Annotated in this window: 19 protein-coding genes and 1 tRNA gene; 9 read left to right on the top strand and 11 right to left on the bottom strand. The window is 65.3% G+C overall.

The annotated features are described in order from the left end of the window. Nucleotides 1-21 precede the first annotated feature (21 nt). On the top strand, nt 22-651 hold the full coding sequence (locus AC6RV7_RS11940; protein WP_500094224.1) for a lysophospholipid acyltransferase family protein: 630 nt from the start codon (nt 22-24) through the stop codon (nt 649-651). On the opposite strand, the gene AC6RV7_RS11935 is transcribed toward AC6RV7_RS11940, so the two are convergent. The 4 genes from AC6RV7_RS11935 to trhA form a co-directional block, all read right to left on the bottom strand. After that, nucleotides 648-1,010, bottom strand: a complete 363-nt coding sequence (locus AC6RV7_RS11935; RefSeq protein ID WP_500094223.1) for a hypothetical protein — start codon at nt 1,008-1,010, stop codon at nt 648-650. The two genes, AC6RV7_RS11940 and AC6RV7_RS11935, sit on opposite strands and share 4 nt — an antisense overlap. 131 nt (nt 1,011-1,141) lie before the next feature. Continuing rightward, complete coding sequence (locus tag AC6RV7_RS11930; RefSeq protein WP_500094222.1) at nt 1,142-2,755, bottom strand: hybrid sensor histidine kinase/response regulator; 1,614 nt, start codon at nt 2,753-2,755, stop codon at nt 1,142-1,144. Further along, nucleotides 2,752-4,230, bottom strand: coding sequence for an ATPase domain-containing protein (locus tag AC6RV7_RS11925; protein ID WP_500094221.1), 1,479 nt, complete (start codon nt 4,228-4,230; stop codon nt 2,752-2,754). The genes AC6RV7_RS11930 and AC6RV7_RS11925 overlap by 4 nt, the downstream gene beginning before the upstream one ends. A 167-nt stretch (nt 4,231-4,397) precedes the next feature. Continuing rightward, nucleotides 4,398-5,918, bottom strand: coding sequence for a PAQR family membrane homeostasis protein TrhA (gene trhA, locus AC6RV7_RS11920; protein WP_500094220.1), 1,521 nt, complete (start codon nt 5,916-5,918; stop codon nt 4,398-4,400). 282 nt (nt 5,919-6,200) lie between these two features. On the opposite strand from trhA, the gene AC6RV7_RS11915 reads away from it, so the two are divergent. Continuing rightward, nucleotides 6,201-6,276 (top strand) — tRNA-Ala (locus tag AC6RV7_RS11915). Between the two features lie 534 nt (nt 6,277-6,810). Here AC6RV7_RS11915 and AC6RV7_RS11910 read toward each other — a convergent pair. Next, nucleotides 6,811-7,818, bottom strand: a complete 1,008-nt coding sequence (locus AC6RV7_RS11910) for a PIN/TRAM domain-containing protein (RefSeq protein WP_500094219.1) — start codon at nt 7,816-7,818, stop codon at nt 6,811-6,813. Beyond that, entirely contained in the window at nt 7,815-7,973 is a 159-nt protein-coding gene (locus AC6RV7_RS11905) for a hypothetical protein (RefSeq protein WP_500094218.1), read from the bottom strand. The genes AC6RV7_RS11910 and AC6RV7_RS11905 overlap by 4 nt, the downstream gene beginning before the upstream one ends. Between AC6RV7_RS11905 and AC6RV7_RS11900 the strand changes: the two genes are divergently transcribed. The 5 genes from AC6RV7_RS11900 to AC6RV7_RS11880 all read left to right on the top strand — a co-directional run bounded on the left by AC6RV7_RS11900 (nt 7,972) and on the right by AC6RV7_RS11880 (nt 12,018). Further along, nucleotides 7,972-8,382 (top strand): EVE domain-containing protein, encoded by a 411-nt coding sequence (locus tag AC6RV7_RS11900; protein ID WP_500094217.1) that lies wholly within the window; start codon nt 7,972-7,974, stop codon nt 8,380-8,382. The two genes, AC6RV7_RS11905 and AC6RV7_RS11900, sit on opposite strands and share 2 nt — an antisense overlap. 61 nt (nt 8,383-8,443) lie before the next feature. Further along, entirely contained in the window at nt 8,444-9,292 is an 849-nt protein-coding gene (locus AC6RV7_RS11895) for a prephenate dehydrogenase (protein WP_500094216.1), read from the top strand. Between the two features lie 73 nt (nt 9,293-9,365). Continuing rightward, entirely contained in the window at nt 9,366-10,703 is a 1,338-nt protein-coding gene (aroA, locus tag AC6RV7_RS11890) for a 3-phosphoshikimate 1-carboxyvinyltransferase (RefSeq protein WP_500094215.1), read from the top strand. Beyond that, a complete protein-coding gene (locus AC6RV7_RS11885) occupies nt 10,703-11,362 on the top strand; it encodes a (d)CMP kinase (RefSeq protein ID WP_500094214.1) in 660 nt (219 codons plus the stop codon). The genes aroA and AC6RV7_RS11885 overlap by 1 nt, the downstream gene beginning before the upstream one ends. Beyond that, nucleotides 11,359-12,018, top strand: coding sequence for a lysophospholipid acyltransferase family protein (locus tag AC6RV7_RS11880; protein ID WP_500094213.1), 660 nt, complete (start codon nt 11,359-11,361; stop codon nt 12,016-12,018). The genes AC6RV7_RS11885 and AC6RV7_RS11880 overlap by 4 nt, the downstream gene beginning before the upstream one ends. 633 nt (nt 12,019-12,651) lie before the next feature. On the opposite strand, the gene trpS is transcribed toward AC6RV7_RS11880, so the two are convergent. Together trpS and AC6RV7_RS11870 are read right to left on the bottom strand one after the other, a co-directional pair. Next, nucleotides 12,652-13,623, bottom strand: a complete 972-nt coding sequence (gene trpS / locus AC6RV7_RS11875; protein WP_500094212.1) for a tryptophan--tRNA ligase — start codon at nt 13,621-13,623, stop codon at nt 12,652-12,654. A gap of 70 nt (nt 13,624-13,693) precedes the next feature. Next, nucleotides 13,694-14,374 (bottom strand): acyltransferase, encoded by a 681-nt coding sequence (locus tag AC6RV7_RS11870; protein ID WP_500094211.1) that lies wholly within the window; start codon nt 14,372-14,374, stop codon nt 13,694-13,696. A gap of 104 nt (nt 14,375-14,478) precedes the next feature. Between AC6RV7_RS11870 and AC6RV7_RS11865 the strand changes: the two genes are divergently transcribed. Further along, nucleotides 14,479-14,691 (top strand): hypothetical protein, encoded by a 213-nt coding sequence (locus AC6RV7_RS11865; protein WP_500094210.1) that lies wholly within the window; start codon nt 14,479-14,481, stop codon nt 14,689-14,691. A 9-nt stretch (nt 14,692-14,700) separates the two neighbouring features. On the opposite strand, the gene AC6RV7_RS11860 is transcribed toward AC6RV7_RS11865, so the two are convergent. Together AC6RV7_RS11860 and AC6RV7_RS11855 are read right to left on the bottom strand one after the other, a co-directional pair. Continuing rightward, a complete protein-coding gene (locus AC6RV7_RS11860; protein WP_500094209.1) occupies nt 14,701-15,084 on the bottom strand; it encodes a DUF5615 family PIN-like protein in 384 nt (127 codons plus the stop codon). Next, nucleotides 15,081-15,302, bottom strand: a complete 222-nt coding sequence (locus AC6RV7_RS11855; RefSeq protein ID WP_500094208.1) for a DUF433 domain-containing protein — start codon at nt 15,300-15,302, stop codon at nt 15,081-15,083. Before AC6RV7_RS11855 ends, AC6RV7_RS11860 begins: the two co-directional genes overlap by 4 nt. A gap of 507 nt (nt 15,303-15,809) precedes the next feature. Between AC6RV7_RS11855 and AC6RV7_RS11850 the strand changes: the two genes are divergently transcribed. Continuing rightward, the gene (locus tag AC6RV7_RS11850) at nt 15,810-16,223 is read left to right on the top strand and encodes a hypothetical protein (RefSeq protein ID WP_500094207.1); all 414 of its coding nucleotides are present in this window, start codon (nt 15,810-15,812) and stop codon (nt 16,221-16,223) included. Here AC6RV7_RS11850 and AC6RV7_RS11845 read toward each other — a convergent pair. Further along, nucleotides 16,190-16,501 carry a nucleotidyltransferase family protein gene (locus AC6RV7_RS11845; protein WP_500094206.1) on the bottom strand — a complete coding sequence of 104 codons (312 nt, stop codon included), beginning with the start codon at nt 16,499-16,501 and terminating at the stop codon, nt 16,190-16,192. The genes AC6RV7_RS11850 and AC6RV7_RS11845 overlap by 34 nt on opposite strands. Nucleotides 16,502-16,622 lie beyond the last annotated feature (121 nt).

The raw sequence follows: 16,622 nt of genomic DNA, 5'->3' as shown, positions 1-16,622 counted from the left end.
CCCGCGCCGAAAGTGCACGTCGTGCCGCTGCCAAAGCGCATTCTGCTCTGGCCGCTCGTGAAACTCGTGCGGCTCTGGGGCATGTCGCTGCGCTTCGTCGCCACGGAGGAGGACGTGCGCAATTGCTCGAAATGCGACGAGCCGGTCGCCTTCGTGCTCTGGCACAACCGGCTGTTTCTCGCGTCCGAGGTGCACCGGCGCTACCGTTCGCACCGCCCGCTGCACGCGTTGATCAGCGCGAGCAAGGACGGCGCGATGCTCACCGCGTTTTTCGCGATGGTCGGCGGCTTGCAGGCGGTGCGCGGGTCGAGCAGCAATTTCGCGCGCGAGGCCGCCACCGCGCTCATCGACGTGATGCGGCACGGCGACGACATCGGCATCACGCCCGACGGCCCGCGCGGCCCGTGCTACGATTTCAAGCCGGGCGCGGTGATCGTGCCGCGGCGCGCGAACGCCCCGATCCTGCTCCTCGGCGGCGAGTTCGAGGCCGCGTGGCAGCTGAAAAGCTGGGACCGCTTTTATCTGCCGAAACCGTTTTCGCGGGTCCGGCTGCGTTGCGAGCTGATCACCGTCGACCAGCTCGCCGATCGCGATGCGGCGATCGCGCGTCTGCAGACGCGCCTGCGCGAGATCAATCCCGACGTCGTTTAGAACGTCGGCGTCAGCGTGACGGACGTGCCGGCCGAGATCGTGAAATCGGGGCCGCTGCTCCACTTCTCGTCGTTGACGAGAAATTTGAAGACAAACGGCCGCTCGGCATCGCCGAGCGCGAGCGACCAGCGGTCGTCGGCGACGCATTCCATGCGCACGCCTTTGTCCCAGCTCAGGCCCGGACCCTCGCCGCGCAGGTAGAGGGAATTGCCGAAACCTACGTCGATGTTCGCCGAAATGGTCGTGACAACCGCCGTCGGCACCACCTTCGGGGCGGGCACGGCAGCGGCCTTCGCGACTGCTTTCGTGGATTTTTTCGCCGGGGTGAGCGCTTTCGTTGCTTTGGTTGTTTTCTTCATGGCGTTCTTGGTTGAACCAGCGGTCAGACTAACCGGTTTCAACCGCAAAAAAAGCAAATAGAGGGCCAAGGCCCCGCGTGCTCGCGAATTTGCCGTTCCGTCACCGAAACCGCACCCGACGCGCACGCGGCCTAGGCGGGGGCGCGAACGCCATCGTCCGGCAGCGCGGCGGCGACGGCGTGCAGGAGTTCGTCCAGCTCCTGCGCGCGCAGCGGCTTCGTCACGTGCGAGAAAAAGCCGGCGCCCTTGCTGCGCGTGACATCCTCCTCCATGCCGTAACCGGTGAGCGCGACCGCGAGCCAGTTTTCGCTCGCGCCGAGCTCCTGCAGCAGGTCGTAGCCGCTGCCATCCGGCAGGCCGATGTCGGTCATCAAAAGATCGAACGCTCTCGCCGCCGCCAGCGTCCGCGCGTCCGCGACGCTCGCCGCCGCCTGCACCTCGTGTCCGCGCAGCATCAGCAAGCTCCGCAGCGCTTCGCGCGAGGGATCGTGATCTTCCACGAGCAGGATCCGCAGTTGCCGGACCGGGCGGCGGCCGGGCTTGGCCGCAGGCGCGGGCGAGTTCAAAAATCCTGCGGCGAACGGCACAACGATGCGGAACGTGCTGCCTCGTCCCGGACCGTCGCTCTCCGCCGTGATCCTGCCCGCGTGCATTTCCAGGAGGGAGCGTGAGATCGCGAGCCCGAGTCCCAGCCCGCCGAAACGGTGCGGACCGTCGCGCGTCGCATGGCTGCCCTGGGCAAACGCGTCGAAAGCCGACTCGAGCTCCGGTGGCGCCATCCCGATACCGCTGTCCACCACGGCGATTTCGGCGTCGCCTTCGTCCGCCCGCCGGCTCACGTGCACGGCGATCGTGCCGCCGGGCGGGGTGAACTTCGCCGCGTTCCTGAGCACATTCCAGAACACCTGCTGCATGCGGGTGAGATCGCAGGCCACGACCACCTCAGGCAGATCGACCCGGACATCGATCTGCAGCTTCTTGGCCGCAAATTCCGAGCGCACCGTCTCGATCGCGTCGTGCAGCACGGGCAGCACATCCGCCGGCCGGAGCTCCAGCTTGAGCTTGCCGTGGGCGATGCGGTTGAGGTCGAGCAGATCGTCAATCAGGCGGGCTTCGAGCTCGACGTTCTTGACGATCGAGCGGAACGCCCGGCGCGCGTGGGGTGTGGTGGCGGGATCGTTGGCGGCTTCGCTGGCCGTGAGGAGGACCGGGGTCAACGGCGTGCGGAGTTCGTGCGACAGCGCGGCGATGAAATCGTTCTTCGCGCGGTCGGCGTGGAGCGCCTTCGCCTCGGCCGCCTTGATCGCTTCGATGTGCGCGCGCGTCTCATACTGTCGCCAGCGGGCGCGCAGCGCCGCCTGCACCGCGCTCAACACCGAGCGCATCGCCGTCGGGCGCTCGAGGATGAGGACGCTCGTGAGGCGTTGCAGCGCCTCGGCGGCGGCTTCGTTGTGCACACCGCCGGGCATCAGCAGGACGACCGGGAGATCCGACCACTCGGCCTGCTCCTCGAGCGTGTCGAACAGCGGCGCGGCATTGTCCGGCTCCAACAGTTCCTCCGTCGCCAGGATCGCAGCCGCGCCGGCGCGTATCTCCGCACCCAATACGGCCGGCGTCAGGCACGCGTGGGACGAAATCCCCGCCGACGCGAGCAGCCGCTGGCTGACGTCGGCGTCCTTGCGCGTCGCGACAAACAGCAGGACGCGTCGCTCCACGTCGACGGCGTTATCCGGTCCGGGATTCATGCGCTGGCCGACGGCGGTTTGGACAGGCGCTGCGGAACTCCCATCAGCACCCCGTGGAAACCCGTCAAGGGCGGGCTCAACGTGATGCCACCGGGCCCGGTGCGCAGTTCGCGGATGGTGTCCTCGTGAGGACCGCTGCGTTTCTTGATCACCGACATGGCGCGCTTCACCCTTCCGGCGTCCTCGAAGAACCGGAACAGAAGCACGGAGTCCGCAAGATAGCTCGTGTCGACGGGCGTTTCCATGTTGCTGCCCACGAGTCCGTGCTGCGCCACGACCATGATCGTGCAGACGCCGCGCTCGCCAAGATAGGCGAGCAGCTCGTGCAGCTGCGCCGTGAGGTAGCGCTCCTGGGTCATCGCATTGAGATAGCCGTTAAGGCTGTCGATCACGACGACGGTCGCATGATCGCGCTCGACGGACTCGCGAACGAGGTGGGCGAATTCGCCGGGCGAAAGTTCGCTCGGGTCGACCTGGCGTACGCAGATCTGTCCCGGGCCGCGCCCTTCCTCGAACGGCATGCCGATATGCTGGCTTCGCGCGATCAGTGTTCGCGCGAGTTCGTCGAACGCGAAGATCACCGCGTGCTCGCCGCGACGCGCGGCCGCGACCGCATATTGCATCGCGACGGTGGATTTGCCCGAGCCGGCGGGTCCGAGAAACAGCGTGCTGGTGCCGCGATGCGGGCCGCCGCCGAGCAACGCGTCGAGCGCCTCGACGCCGCTCCTGATCGGTTCGAGCGGCAGGTTGGAGCGGTGCTCGGCGGCGACCAGCCGCGGGAAAACGCGCACCCCCTCCTCCGTGACAACGAAATCGTGATACCCGCCGCGGAAGTTGGTCCCCCGGTATTTCACGACGCGGAGGCGGCGCCGGTCACCGCCATAATCCGGCGCGAGCTGCTCCAGTTTGATGACGCCGTGGGCGATGCTTTGCAGCTGCAGATCGGGCCCTTCGCTGGTCCCGTCGTCGAGGAGCAGGACCGTGCAGGCGCGGCCCGAAAAGAATTGTTTCAGGGCGAGAATCTGCCGCCGGTAGCGCAGCGAACTTTGCGCGAGCAGCCGCATCTCGGACAGAGAGTCGAATACCACGCGCGTGGGATTGGATTGCTTCACGGCGGCGAGCACCGCTTGCGTCGTTTCGCCCAAGTCGACTTCCGACGGATTGAACATCGTCAGCCGGCTCTCTTCGTCGAAGCCGGCGTCCCGCGGCACCAGCTCCACCAGCTCGATGCCGTCCAACGACCAGCCGTGCGACGCCGCGCCGGCGATCAGCTCCTCCTTCGTTTCCGATAACGTCAGGTAAAGTCCGGTTTCGCCCCGACGTTTGCCCTCAAGTAAATACTGCAGGGCGAGCGTCGTTTTGCCCGCTCCCGGGTCGCCTTCGATCAAGTAGAGGCGGTCGGGGACCAGGCCTCCATGCAGAACATCGTCCAGGCCTGGAATCCCGGTTAAGCAGCGTTGCTTGGGGGAACTCATGCAGCAAATGACCACAAAAGCGGGATTTCGTTCGCCCGGCCCCCGGCGAATTCCCTCCCGCCGGCACCTGCAACGCGCTGATGGCGAAGAGAGATGCGGCCGAGCCTGCGCCAATTTTGCGCGCCCGGCCACTCAGGGCCGCGGGACTCGCGTATCCAGAAAGGTCGCTACGCCACCGGTAGCAGGAACAGCAGCACCGCAAGATAGTGACAGGTGCCACCGCCGAGGACGCAGGCATGCCACACGCTGCGATGGTAATGCAGCTGCCGCCAGCGCGCGAAGAGCACACCGGCCGCGTAGCACAACGCGCCCGCGAGCAAGAGCCAGAGGCCGCCGGTCGGGATGTCTGCCAGCATCGGTTTCAAGGCCGCGACCACGATCCAACCCGCGAAAATCACCGCCAGCGCCGACGTGAGGCGACGGCGACGGCGCCACACCCGTTGAAACACCGCGCCGGCGGCGCACACGCCCCAAAGAGCGCCAAACAACGTCCAGCCCAGCGGACCGCGCAGGTGCGTGAGCAGGAAAGGCGTGGAGGTGCCCGCGACCAACAGGAGAATCGCCGCCGAACGCAGCTGGCGGAAACGCCGCTGCGCGCCTTCATCGCGCTGGGCCTGATGCAGCGCCGACACCGTGGCCAGCAGCAGCAGGGTCAGCCCGAACACCGAGAAACTCACGACATGCCAGGCATCGCCGCGATAGCTCGCCCAGGCGATCAGCACCGTGAGCCCGGCGACACTGGCCGCCAGCCCAACGCCGTGCGTGATCCAGTTCGCGATGTCCTCGCCCCGGGTGTAGCCGCGGTCGCGCGGTCGCTCGAACGTGGTGACGCGCGTTGCGCGCGCGCGGCGCCGCTGCACGGAGGCGGCCGCATGCCGGTCGAGCCAGCGAATGAACGCAGACGGGCGCGGACTGCGGAATTTGTCCGGCGTCCACTCCTCGCCTTCGTCATAGACGGTCTGCGGAATCACGCACGTGCCGAAAGCCCAGTCCGCCACCGGCAAACCGAAGAAACCGGAGATGGCTTCGTTGCAGTCGGTCACAGCATGGTGCCGCAGATGAAAGCCATACACGGGCCGCCAGAACCAGCCCCAGCGCCGGTGCTGAATCAGCGGCTCCCAAGTCTCGAAGGGCCAGTGATTGATGGCGTGCAACACCTCATAGAGCGTCAGTGACACGGCCAGCGCGGCGAAGCCGCCGAAGAACCACGGGAAGGCCGGCAGCAGCCATTGCAGCACTGCAAGCAGCGGCGAGAGCGCGAGGGCAAACACCGCCAGCGAATACCACGGAAAGAACGACGCCTCGCCCTGCTCCGGCTCCACGATCGGAAACTTGTTCTCGATGAAAAGAATCCCGCTGCCGTTGGCTCCCGGCCGGCGCGCGATCCGGGTGAGCGCGTGATGCAGCGTGTGCTGCTTGTAGAGGCGCCGCAGCAGCGGCACCGCCGGCGTATGCAGCAGGTAACGGTGAAAGAAATACTCGAAGAAACAGTTCACCAGGCTGATCGCGACAAACGCCGCCGCCGCGTAAGGCCACGAGGGCAGAAATTGCGCGGTCCAGACGGCCGGGGCGAAAAACCACAGGTCCGCCAGAAGGGCGGCCAGCGTGACGAGCACGGTGAAACTGAAAAGCGGAAGCGAAAAGGCCTCGTGGTGGTGAGCGTGTCCGGCGGACGGCGACTGAGACATAGGGATCGTTAGGCGAAAAACTGCACGTGATAACGGCAGAATCTCCCTGCCCGATCGCTGCGTGGTGCGAGCAGCCTGCGCGCGACGGGTGCCGCCGCAAGCTTCGAACCGAGAATGAGGCCGCAATGATGCTGCGAGGCGGCCCTCAACCTTGAACTTTACACCTTAAACTCGCGCGCGCGTCAGAGGGCGCACGGCGAGCGGGGCGGGACGAAGCTATTTCGGTGAAAATTGATGTTTACTCGCGCGCGCCGATTGCCCAAAACCTGCCCTCCCTTTCATGGGCCGGTAGCTCAGTTGATAGAGCGCGTCGTTCGCAACGACGAGGTCGTCGGTTTGATCCCGATCCGGTCCACCATTTCGCGCGTAACGCGACCAAGCCGCGACTTGCGTCGCGGCGGAGATGGCAGATCGAAGATCGGAGATCGGGGGGCGCCGCGATGCGGCGCGGTAGCACGGAATGCACGGAAGGATCCGGAATTCCAGACCACGAAAAACACTAAATACACGAAAACGGAGGAATCCGGATTAACCGCGAAGAGCGCGAAGCTGCGCGAAGGAACGCCGCGATGCGGCGAGTTGAAGGTGACGGAGCCGGGAGGCGAACCAGGCCGCGACTGCGTCGCGGCGGAGATGGCAGATCGAAGATCGGAGATAGGGGGCGCAGCGCGAAGCGCCCGCCAAACTCAGGACGCGTGGGGACACGCGTCCCTACCTCGGAATGGCGGTCGGGACGACCGCCGCTACCTGGCTCTCAACCCTCAACTCTCAACTCTAGGCTCTCAGCTCTCAGCTCTAGGCTCTGGGCTCTGGGCTCTGGGCTCTGGGCTCTGGGCTCTGGGCTCTGGGCTCTGGGCTCTGGGCTCGCCGCTGCTTCGCAGCGGCGGCGCCGTCACCGCACCGCGCTCACCAGCCGCGCGAACACCATCTTGCCGCCGCCGCTCGGGAGCACGCTCGTGATCTCGGCCGTCACCCGATGACCGATCAACGCCCGGCCGTCCGACACCACCACCATCGAGCCGTCCTCGAGATAACCCACCGCCTGCCCTTCTTCCCGGCCGGGTTTCACCAGTTCGACTTCGACGTTCTCGCCGAGCATCAGCTCCGGCCGCAAGGCCTTCGCAAGCTGGTTCAGGTTCAACCACGCCACGCCGTGAAACTCCGCGAGCTTCGCCAGGTTGTAATCCGTCGTGAGCAACTTCGCGCGCATCGACTGCGCCAAAAACACCAGCTTCGCGTCCACGTCGGCGCGTTTCTTCACTTCGCTCTCAGGCATGCGGATGTCGAGGTGCTTGATCCGGCGAAGCTCGTTCAACACTTCCAGCCCGCGGCGTCCGCGCGCCTGTTTCTGCGGATCCCCCGAGTCCGCCACCGCGTGCAGTTCGTTGATCACGAAGCGCGGGATCACCAGCGCCGCGTTGAGAAAACCCGCCTCGCACACGCGCGCCACCCGGCCGTCGATCAGCACGCTCGTGTCCACGACGACGAGCGGCACGTCCACCTCGTGCGGCACGAAGCGCACATACGGGATCACGAGGTTGAACTCGTCCTTTCCGCGCAGCGCGATCACCGTCGCCAGATACGTGCAGATGAGAAACAGCGCCAGCTGCGCGAGGTAAACGAGCTGCGCATCGCCCCACATGAAGAGCGGCGAGGTCCCGATCAGATAAGCGATCAAGCTCCCGATCGCCAAACCGAACGTGATCGCCGACAGTCCGCGCAGCGAAAATCCCTTCAGCAGGATGTCCACCAGGATCACCAGCGCGCCGATCAGAAAGCCGATCGTCGCACCGAGCCAGCGGCTGTCGTCCCACTCGCGCACCGCATAGCACACCAGCCAGCCGCCGGCGCCGCAGAGCAGAAAAAACACCGCGCGGATCGGGAGCAGGGTTCGTCTCATGAGGTTTTCAAGCCGAACAGCCAGAAAAGCAGAAACGGCAACGTCACCCCCACCGCCATGCAGATCATGAGGATCCGGAGGTGCCGGCCGGCTTTTGCCTTTTCAGCGTCGGTCTCGTCCATTCCATTGCGAGCGCACCAAACCGATCTTTTCATGACAACCCAATACTGGCTGGTGAAATCCGAACCCGACGCCTACGCGTGGAGCGATCTCGTGCGCGATCGGCGGACCGACTGGACCGGCGTCCGCAACTACCAGGCTCGCATTCATCTCAACGCCATGCGCCGCGGCGATCGCGTGTTGTTCTACGAGAGCGTCACCACTAAGGCCGTCGTCGGCATCGCCGAGGTCACGAAAACCGCGTTCCCCGACACGACCGCCGAGGAACCCGGCTGGGTCGCCGTCGAACTGAAAGCGGTCGCGCCGCTCGCGCGTCCCGTGACGCTCCCCGAAATCAAGGCCGACCGCGCGCTCGCCGACATCGCGCTGCTGCGACAGAGCCGTCTGTCCGTCATGCCGCTCACCGCCGCCGCGTTCAACCGCATCGTCCAGCTCGCGGGCTGATCCCGTCACGCATCCCGCTCGACTCTCCTTCCCCTCCTCCGCTTCCTCTCAGGCGAATCTCATGCCGCTGTCGCTTTCCATTCTCGCTCCCGGCCTGCTCGGCGGCTCCGTCGCGCGCGCCGCGCGCCTGCAGGGCGCCGGCGGTCGCATCACGATCTGGGCGCGCCGCCCCGAGACGCGGCTCGCGCTCCGCGAGCAGGACTGGTGCGACGAGGTCGCCGACTCGCCCGAGGCCGCGGTCCGCAACGCACAACTCGTGGTGATCGCCTCGCCGGTCGATCGCATCGTGCCGCTCACGCAACAGATCGCGTCGCATCTGCCCGAGGGCGCGATCGTCACCGACGTCGGCAGCGTCAAAGGCGAGATCGCACGGCTCGGCCACGCCGCGTTGCCCGCCGGGCGGTATTTCGTCGGCTCGCATCCGATGGCCGGCTCCGAAAAAACCGGCTGGGAGCACGGCGACGCCGCATTGTTCAAGGGCCGTACCTGCTTCGTCACGCCGCTCGCCGAAACGAATCCCGCCGCCGCCGAAACGGTCGCGCGTTTCTGGCGCGAACTCGGCGGCGAACCGGTCACGGTGACGCCCGACGCGCACGACGAAATCGTCGCGCACATCAGCCACCTGCCGCAGGTGCTCGCGTCGAGCCTGTGCGCGTTTCTCGCGCGGAAGAATCCCGCGTGGCGCAACTTCGCCGGCGGCGGCCTTCGCGACACCACGCGCATCGCCGGCAGCGACCCGCAGCTCTGGCGCACGATCCTCGAACAGAACCGCGACGAAGTCCTGCGCGCCTTGCGCGAATTTCAGGAAGAGCTGCACGCCTTCCAGATCGCGCTCGCCAATCGCGATTACGCCGACGTCGTCGCACGCATGGAGCGCGGTCACGCGTATCGCCGCGAGTTTCGTCCGTAACGCCTCCACTCCGCTCTCCCGTCGTGCGGGTGCGATGACGCTCCCGCCGCGCCATTTCTGCCCTTAAAAATTCATGTCCGATCCTCGTGAGATTTCCGCCGGCCGCGCGTCGGTCGCCCCGCTGCCCGACCTGCTGCCGATTCCGCCGTTCACGGGGCCCGCGCGCGGCGAACTCGTGCTACCCGGTTCGAAGAGCCTGACGAATCGCGCGCTGCTGCTCGCCGCGTTGTGCGATCAACCGGTGACGCTCACCGGCGCGCTGTTCAGCGAGGACACGGAGCTGATGGCCGAGGCGCTGCGCCGGCTCGGTTTGACGGTGAACGCGGACGCCACGGCAAAAACCCTCGCAATCTCCGGCCAGGCTGGCGCGTTTTCGAACACCGAGCCCGTCGAGCTTTTCGTCGGCCTCGCAGGCACAGCGGCGCGTTTTCTCACCGCGTTGTGTGCCGCGGCGCCGCGCGGTGTTTACCGGCTCGATGGCGTGCCGCAGATGCGGAAGCGTCCGATGCGCGGACTGATCGAAGCGCTCCGCGCGCTCGGCGCCGAGGTGCGCTGCACCGGCGAGGAAGGATTTTTCCCCCTCGAAATCCACGCGCGCGGACTTTCAGGCGGAGCGATCGGGCTCGACGCCAGCGAAAGCAGCCAGCTGCTCTCTGCGTTGCTCATGGTGGCGCCGCTCGCCCGTGCGCCGATCGAGGTAAAACTCCAGGGCGGCGTCCGCTGGACGTTCGTCGAGATGACATTCCGGTTGATGGCCGAGTTTGGCGTTGGGATCGAACGCGACGCGACCCGCGGCCAGTTCACCGTCGAACCCGCGCGCTACCGTTCGCCGGGTGTTTATCCGATCGAGCCCGACGCCACCGCCGCGAGTTATTTCCAGGCGCTGCCGCTCGTGACCGGCGGCGAGTTGAAACTGCCCGGACTGCGTCCGCCGGGCGAAGGCCTGCAGGGCGATTCCGCCTTCATCGAGGTGCTCGGCCGCGTGCGCGCGCGGGCGTCGGGCGCGCGGCTGGAGGAAAACTTTCATGAGATTTCGGATACGTTTCTCACGCTCGCGGCGATCGCGCCGCTGCTCGACGGACCGACGCTGCTCACCGGTCTCGCGCACACGCGCAAACAGGAGACCGATCGCGTCGCCGGCATGGCGCGCGAGCTCACGCGGCTCGGTCAGGAGGTGATCGAAAAGGAGGATTCCCTCGAGATTCACCCGCGTCCCCTGCGCGCCGGCGAAACGATCGAGACCTACGGCGATCATCGCTTCGCGATGAGCTTCGGCATTCTCGGGTGTCACAACCTACACGGCGACGGCCGGCCGTGGCTCACGATTCGCAACCCGGCGTGCTGCGCGAAGACGTTTCCGCACTTTTTTGAATTGCTCGAGGCGATCCGTCAAAAATCGTTGGCAGGCTGATGGCCTCTTCCTCCTTTCTCATCGTCGCCATCGACGGCGGCGCGGCGTCCGGCAAGTCGACTTCGTCGCGTGTGCTCAGCGAACGCTTTCACCTGCTGCACGTCGACACGGGTTCGTTTTATCGTGCGGTGACGGCCGAGCTGCTGCGCCGCGGCGTGGCGCCGGCGGATCTCGGCGCGGTGAAGGCCGCGCTCGCGGAGCTGAAGTTCGGCACCCGCGTCACCGGCCGCAGCGCGGAGATGGAGATCGGCGGACGCGTGGTGCCCGACGCGGAGATCCGCACGCCCGCGGTGAATGGCGCCGTCGCGCTCTTCGCCGCGATCCCCGAGGTGCGCGCCGCGCTGCTCGATTACCAGCGCGGCCAGGCGGACACGGCGCGCACGCACGGCTTTCGCGGACTGGTGATGGAAGGCCGCGACATCGGCTCGAAGATTTTCCCGGACGCGGACCTGCGTTTCTTTTTGTTTGCGGATCCTGAGGAGCGCGCCCGCCGCCGGGCGCAGCAAGGTCAGCACGATCACGTTGCCAAACGCGACACCCTCGACAGCCAGCGGCTGAGCGAGAGCCTGCAGGGCGCCACGGTGATCGACAGCACCACGCTCACGCTCGAGCAGGTCGTGGAACAGATGTCGGCGGCGATCGCGGCGAAGTTGTCATGAGCCGCTTTCCGCAGTCGCGCATGGAGCCGGTGTACGGCTTCTTTCATTATCTCGTCACGGTCTTCTACCAGGTGTGTTTCCGCGGCGAAGTGGCCGGCCAGGAAAACCTGCCGCGCGACGGCGCGTTTCTGATCGCGGCAAATCATCTCAGTTTTCTCGATCCGCCGCTGATCGGCAGTCAGGTGCCGCGTCAGCTCTGCTTTTTCGCGCGCAAGACCTTGTGGAAACCCGGCGTCGCCGCCTGGTGGCTCGATGCCGTCGGCACGATTCCGGTCGACCGCGACGGCGGTCAGGACGTGAGCGCGTTGAAGCGCGTGCTGCGGGCGCTGAAGGACAACAAAGGCCTGATCCTTTTTCCGGAAGGCACGCGTTCCCCCGACGGGCAGCTGCAGGCGCCGAAGGCGGGGGTCGGTTTCATCGTCTGCAAATCGCAGGTGCCGGTGGTGCCCGCGCGGATCTTTGGCTCGTTCGAGGCGTTTGGGAAAGGCGTGAAGTTCCCGCGGCTCGGCACGCCCGTATCCGTGGTTTTTGGACGCCCGCTCCCGCCGTCGGCGTACGACGACCCGGGCGCCGGCAAGGACCGCTATCAGGTCGCCAGCGAGCGGATCATGGCCGAGATCGCGAAGATCGCCCCGCCGCGGATCGAGATCGTCTGAGCCGCTGCGGCGGCGCGCTGCGCCGAGTGAAAGTGGCGGGGTGGCTAAAGGCTAAAGGCTAAAGGCGAGAGGAGCGACAAAGGCGCTGCTGGATCCGACTCTCAACTCGCGCGTCAGCGCGTTGCCCACGGAATACACGAACGCCGCTGCGACGCAGCGGCGAGTTGAAGGTGAAAGTTAAAGTGAAAGTGGGGATAAACCGCGAAGGGGCGAAGCTGCGCGAAGGGTGATTGAAGGTAGGGACGGTTCTCCGAACCGTCCTGGGTTTGGTGGGCGAACTCCGGATTGAACCACGAAAAACACTAAATACACGAAAAGGGGCAAAGGCGGCCGCGGCTCTGCCGCGGCGGAGATGGCAGATCGAAGATCGGAGACGGGGGGGGGGGGCGCCGCGATGCGACGACTTGCGGCGCGAAGCGCCCGCCAAACTCAGGACGCGTGGGGACACGCGTCCCTACCTCGGGATGGCGGTCGGGACGACCGCCGCTACCTGGCTCTCAACTCTCAACTCTAGGCTCTCAGCTCGCGCGTCAGCGCGTTGCCTCTCGCCTCTCGCCTCTCGCCTCTGGCCTCTAGCCTCTAGCCTCACCTTCACCTTTCACCTTCAACTCGCGCCGCGCCGTGCGCGGCGCGCTACGCCGCTGCGATGCCACACGCCTGGCGGGCGCGCTTCAGCACCACCGACGCGGTCGCGCGGGCTTTTTCAGCGCCGTCGCGGAGGACTTTTTCCACATAGTCGAGATTCGCGGCCAGCTCGGCGCGGCGCGCGCGATACGGCGCGAGGAAGGCCCAATACTGCTCGAACAACGCCTTCTTCAAATCGCCATACCCCAGCCCGCCGGCGCGCAGGCGGCTCTCGTAATCCGCCGCAAGCTCCGGCGCGGCCACGAGCTTCATCAGCTGGATCGCAAGGTTCTGGTCGGCGTCGGGCTTCGGCTCAGCCGGCGTGCGCGAGTCCATCACGATGCCCATGATTTTCTTCCGCGTGGCCTTTTCGTCGCCGAAGAGGTCGATCGTGTTGCCGTAGCTCTTGCTCATCTTCTGGCCGTCGAGACCTGGCACGACCGCGAGTTCGTCGCGGATGTCCGCCTCCGGCACGACAAACGTCTCGCCGTAGGCCTGGTTGAACTTGATCGCGATGTCGCGGGTCATTTCCAGGTGCTGCTGCTGGTCGCGGCCGACCGGCACGACGTGGGTATCGTACAGGAGGATGTCAGCGGCCATGAGCACGGGATAGGCGAAGAGGCCGAAGTTGGGCGAGATGCCCTTGGCGGTCTTGTCCTTGAAACTGTGCGCACGCTCGAGGAGGCCCATTGGCGTGAGCGAGCCGATCAGCCACATCAGCTCGGTGACCTCCGGCACGTCGCTTTGCCGCCAGAAGACCGAGGTCGCGGGATCGAGTCCGCACGCGAGCCAGTCGAGCGCCACGTTCAACGTGTTCTTCCGGCGCTCGGCCGGGTCGAACAGCGACGTCATCGAGTGGTAATCGGCGATGAAATAGAAACAGTTGCCGCGCGCTTGGGCCTCGATGGCGGGGCGCATCGCGCCGAGATAATTGCCGAGGTGCAGCGTGCCGGACGGCTGGATGCCTGTGAGGGTGCGCATGGGATCGTCGTTCTCGTTTAAGAACCGGAAAGAGAGAACGAGAACGCCGCCGAGAACGAGAACGATTTTCTCAGTCGCGGCGCGGCAGCGTGACGATCGGCTGGCGGTGACGCGCGATCGTATTCGGCGCGAGCACGCCGCCGAACGCCGTCAGCGGCGTGACGAGCGCGCGGCGTCCCAGCAGCGTGCCGGGCTGGAGCACGGCGTTGCAGCCGACCTCGGCGCCATCGCCGAGGATGGCGCCGAATTTCCGCAGGCCGGTCTCGAAAGTTTCGTTTTCGCCCTGCACCACGACGGGTTTCTGATCGAGCCGCAGGTTGGAACAGATCACGCCCGCGCCGAGGTGCGTGCGATTGCCGAGGATGGAGTCGCCCACGTAGCTGAAATGCGGGACCTCGACCTCGTCCATCAGCAGGCAGTTCTTGAACTCGCAGGAATTGCCGAGGACGCAGCCCTCGCCGACGATGACGTTGCCGCGCGAGTAGGCGCCGGGGCGGATCTCGGTGTGGGCGCCGACCCAGAGCGGGCCGATCAGCGTGGCTTGGGCGGGGAGCTTGACGGAGGGGTGCAGCCAGACCGGGCCGGCGACGTGGACGCCGGGTGGCAGGTCGGTGCGCGGCGTGGGCGGCGGCAGCGCGGCGAGGGCGGGGCCGATGCGTTTCAACCATTCCCACGGACGGGCGTCGGCGGGAAAATGCTCGGCGAAGAGGGCCAGCGACGCTGGCAGCGCGAAGAACTCGGAAGCGTTCACGCGGCGGAGGGTGACGCCGCGGTGACGCCGCGGCGAGTGAAAGTGACGGAGCCGGCGAAACGCTGAAAAGCTGAAAGGGTGGCGATCGTCCCGACGGCCATCCCTTGAACTTCAATCTTAAACGTAAACCCGCCGCAGCGCGGCGATGGGCACGGAAGATTCCGGAGAGGAACCACGAAAAACACGAAATACACGAAAGCCTGAAGCGCGAAGTCGCCAAGGTGGCGAAGATGCGCGGAATAAGCATTTTTCAGCTTTTCAGCATGTCAGCTTTTCAGCGTTTCAAGCGCCCCTCGCCTTTCGCCTCTAGCCTCTGACCTTAAACTTTAATTCGCCGCAGTGCGGCGAGCGCTTCCGCGCTCCGTCGGGGATTTGATGGCCTCCAGGCGATCCTCGTGAATCTCCACCAAATCGGCGTTTTCGAGCAATCCGAGGACTTTGGGCCAGACCCGCTCCAACAAGTCATGGAGATCGATACGCCGCATATTTCCGGTACGAACCCAGACGATCTGCGGCGGACTGCCATGCACGATCAGTCTATCGAAAAAATCGGCATCCTTCGTCAAGATGACCAACTTTTGTTCCGCAGCATACGTCCAGAGCTCGTCGTCGGTGGGTTGATTTCCGAGTTCCGTCGCGTGCGTGCACTCTGGCCCCACGATCCTCTCCAGATCAGCCGGGAGATTTTCGTCGACCAGAATCCGCTTCACGAGGCGAGTTCGATCGTCGTATGCAGGTCGCTCACCCGCCGCGCATATTCCAGGCACGCGAGCACATCCTCACGTGTGAGACGCGGATGAGCCCGCAGCACCTCCTCCACGCTATCGCCGGCGGTGAGGTACGAGAGCACCGTCTGCACGGTGATTCGCGTGCCGTGAATCACAGGCTTGCCGTTGCAGACCGCCGGATTGAGTTCGATGCGTTTCATACGTCAGACGTTTCAAGCAATCGCCAACTCGCCCCGGACGCAAGCGCAGCGCGCTCCGCGCGAGTTTAGGTTTAAAGTGTAAAGTTTAAGGTGGGAGGGTAAGGCGAAAGGCGAGAGGCAAGAGGCAAGAGAAGCGGCAAAGCCGTGCGCCAGCGCGTGAACCGCGAAGGGGCGCGAAGGAATTGAAGGTAGGGACGGTTCTCCGAACCGTCCTGGGTTTGGCGCGCGAATTCGGGATTAGCCCACGGAATACACGGAAGGCACGGAACGGATTAAGCACGAAGGACGCGGAGAAACGCGAAGGTGGTGAAGGACGACAGATCTGAACCACGGATTGCACAGATTGCACGGATCGGGCGAATGGATCCCGAGCTTTGAACCACGTTCCGAGCGAAGCGAGAAGCCTGACAAAACACGGAATACACGAAAGAGACGAAGGCGGCCGCGGCTTTTCCGCGGCGGAGATAGGAGATGGGACGGAGTCCTCGAAACGCCGTGCGCCAGCGCGTGAACCGCGAAGGAACGCGAAAACTCGCGAAGGAATTGAAGGTAGGGACGGTTCTCCGAACCGTCCTGGGTTTGGCGCGCGAAATCCGGATTGAACCACGGAATACACGGAGTGCACGGAAGGATCCGGAATTCCAGACCACGAAAAACACGGAATACACGAAACGGGCAGAGGCGGCCGCGGCTCTGCCGCTGCCGGAAATCGGCGGGGACATGGCGCGCCGCTTCGCCCACGACCTCGAGCGCGCGGATCACCGCCCAAAAGGTGCGACGATCATCGGCCAGTGCCTGCACGTCGGGAACGTCTTTTATGAACTCGATGGCCGCTTATGCGTGCTCGAGAATATCGCGCAGGTAATCGGAAAAGTCCCTATCCCGGATCATACGGCGATGGCTTCGGCCAAAACGCGTTGACCGATCCGGGGCCGCAGCGAGGTTTTCATCACCAAATCGACCTTAAGACCGAGATGACGACTTAGGCGCTCCTCCAACTCCACAAACCGAAAAAATCCCGGCGTTCGATCGAATTCCACCAGGATATCGACGTCGCTGTCCGGGCGGGCAGCCCCTCTCGCTCGCGAGCCAAACACGCTCAAAGCGCTCACCCCAAACTCCTGGGCGAGATCCGGAAGAACTATCCGCAATCGGGAGATAATTTCCTCCGGGGAGAGGATTCGCGATTCGGTGGACATGATTGTAAGCGTCCGACGTTCTGCCTCGTAGACGAGTCGTAGTTGTGACGACTACGAACGCTCGTCTGGCATAGTTGTGACAGCTACGAGGCAGTTTTACGAGGGCTGCCACTGTGCCGGC

The organism is Opitutus sp. sgz309028 (genome assembly GCF_059821195.1).
Note: the sequence above shows the minus strand (reverse complement) of the source record. Positions and strands in the feature narration are given on the sequence as shown.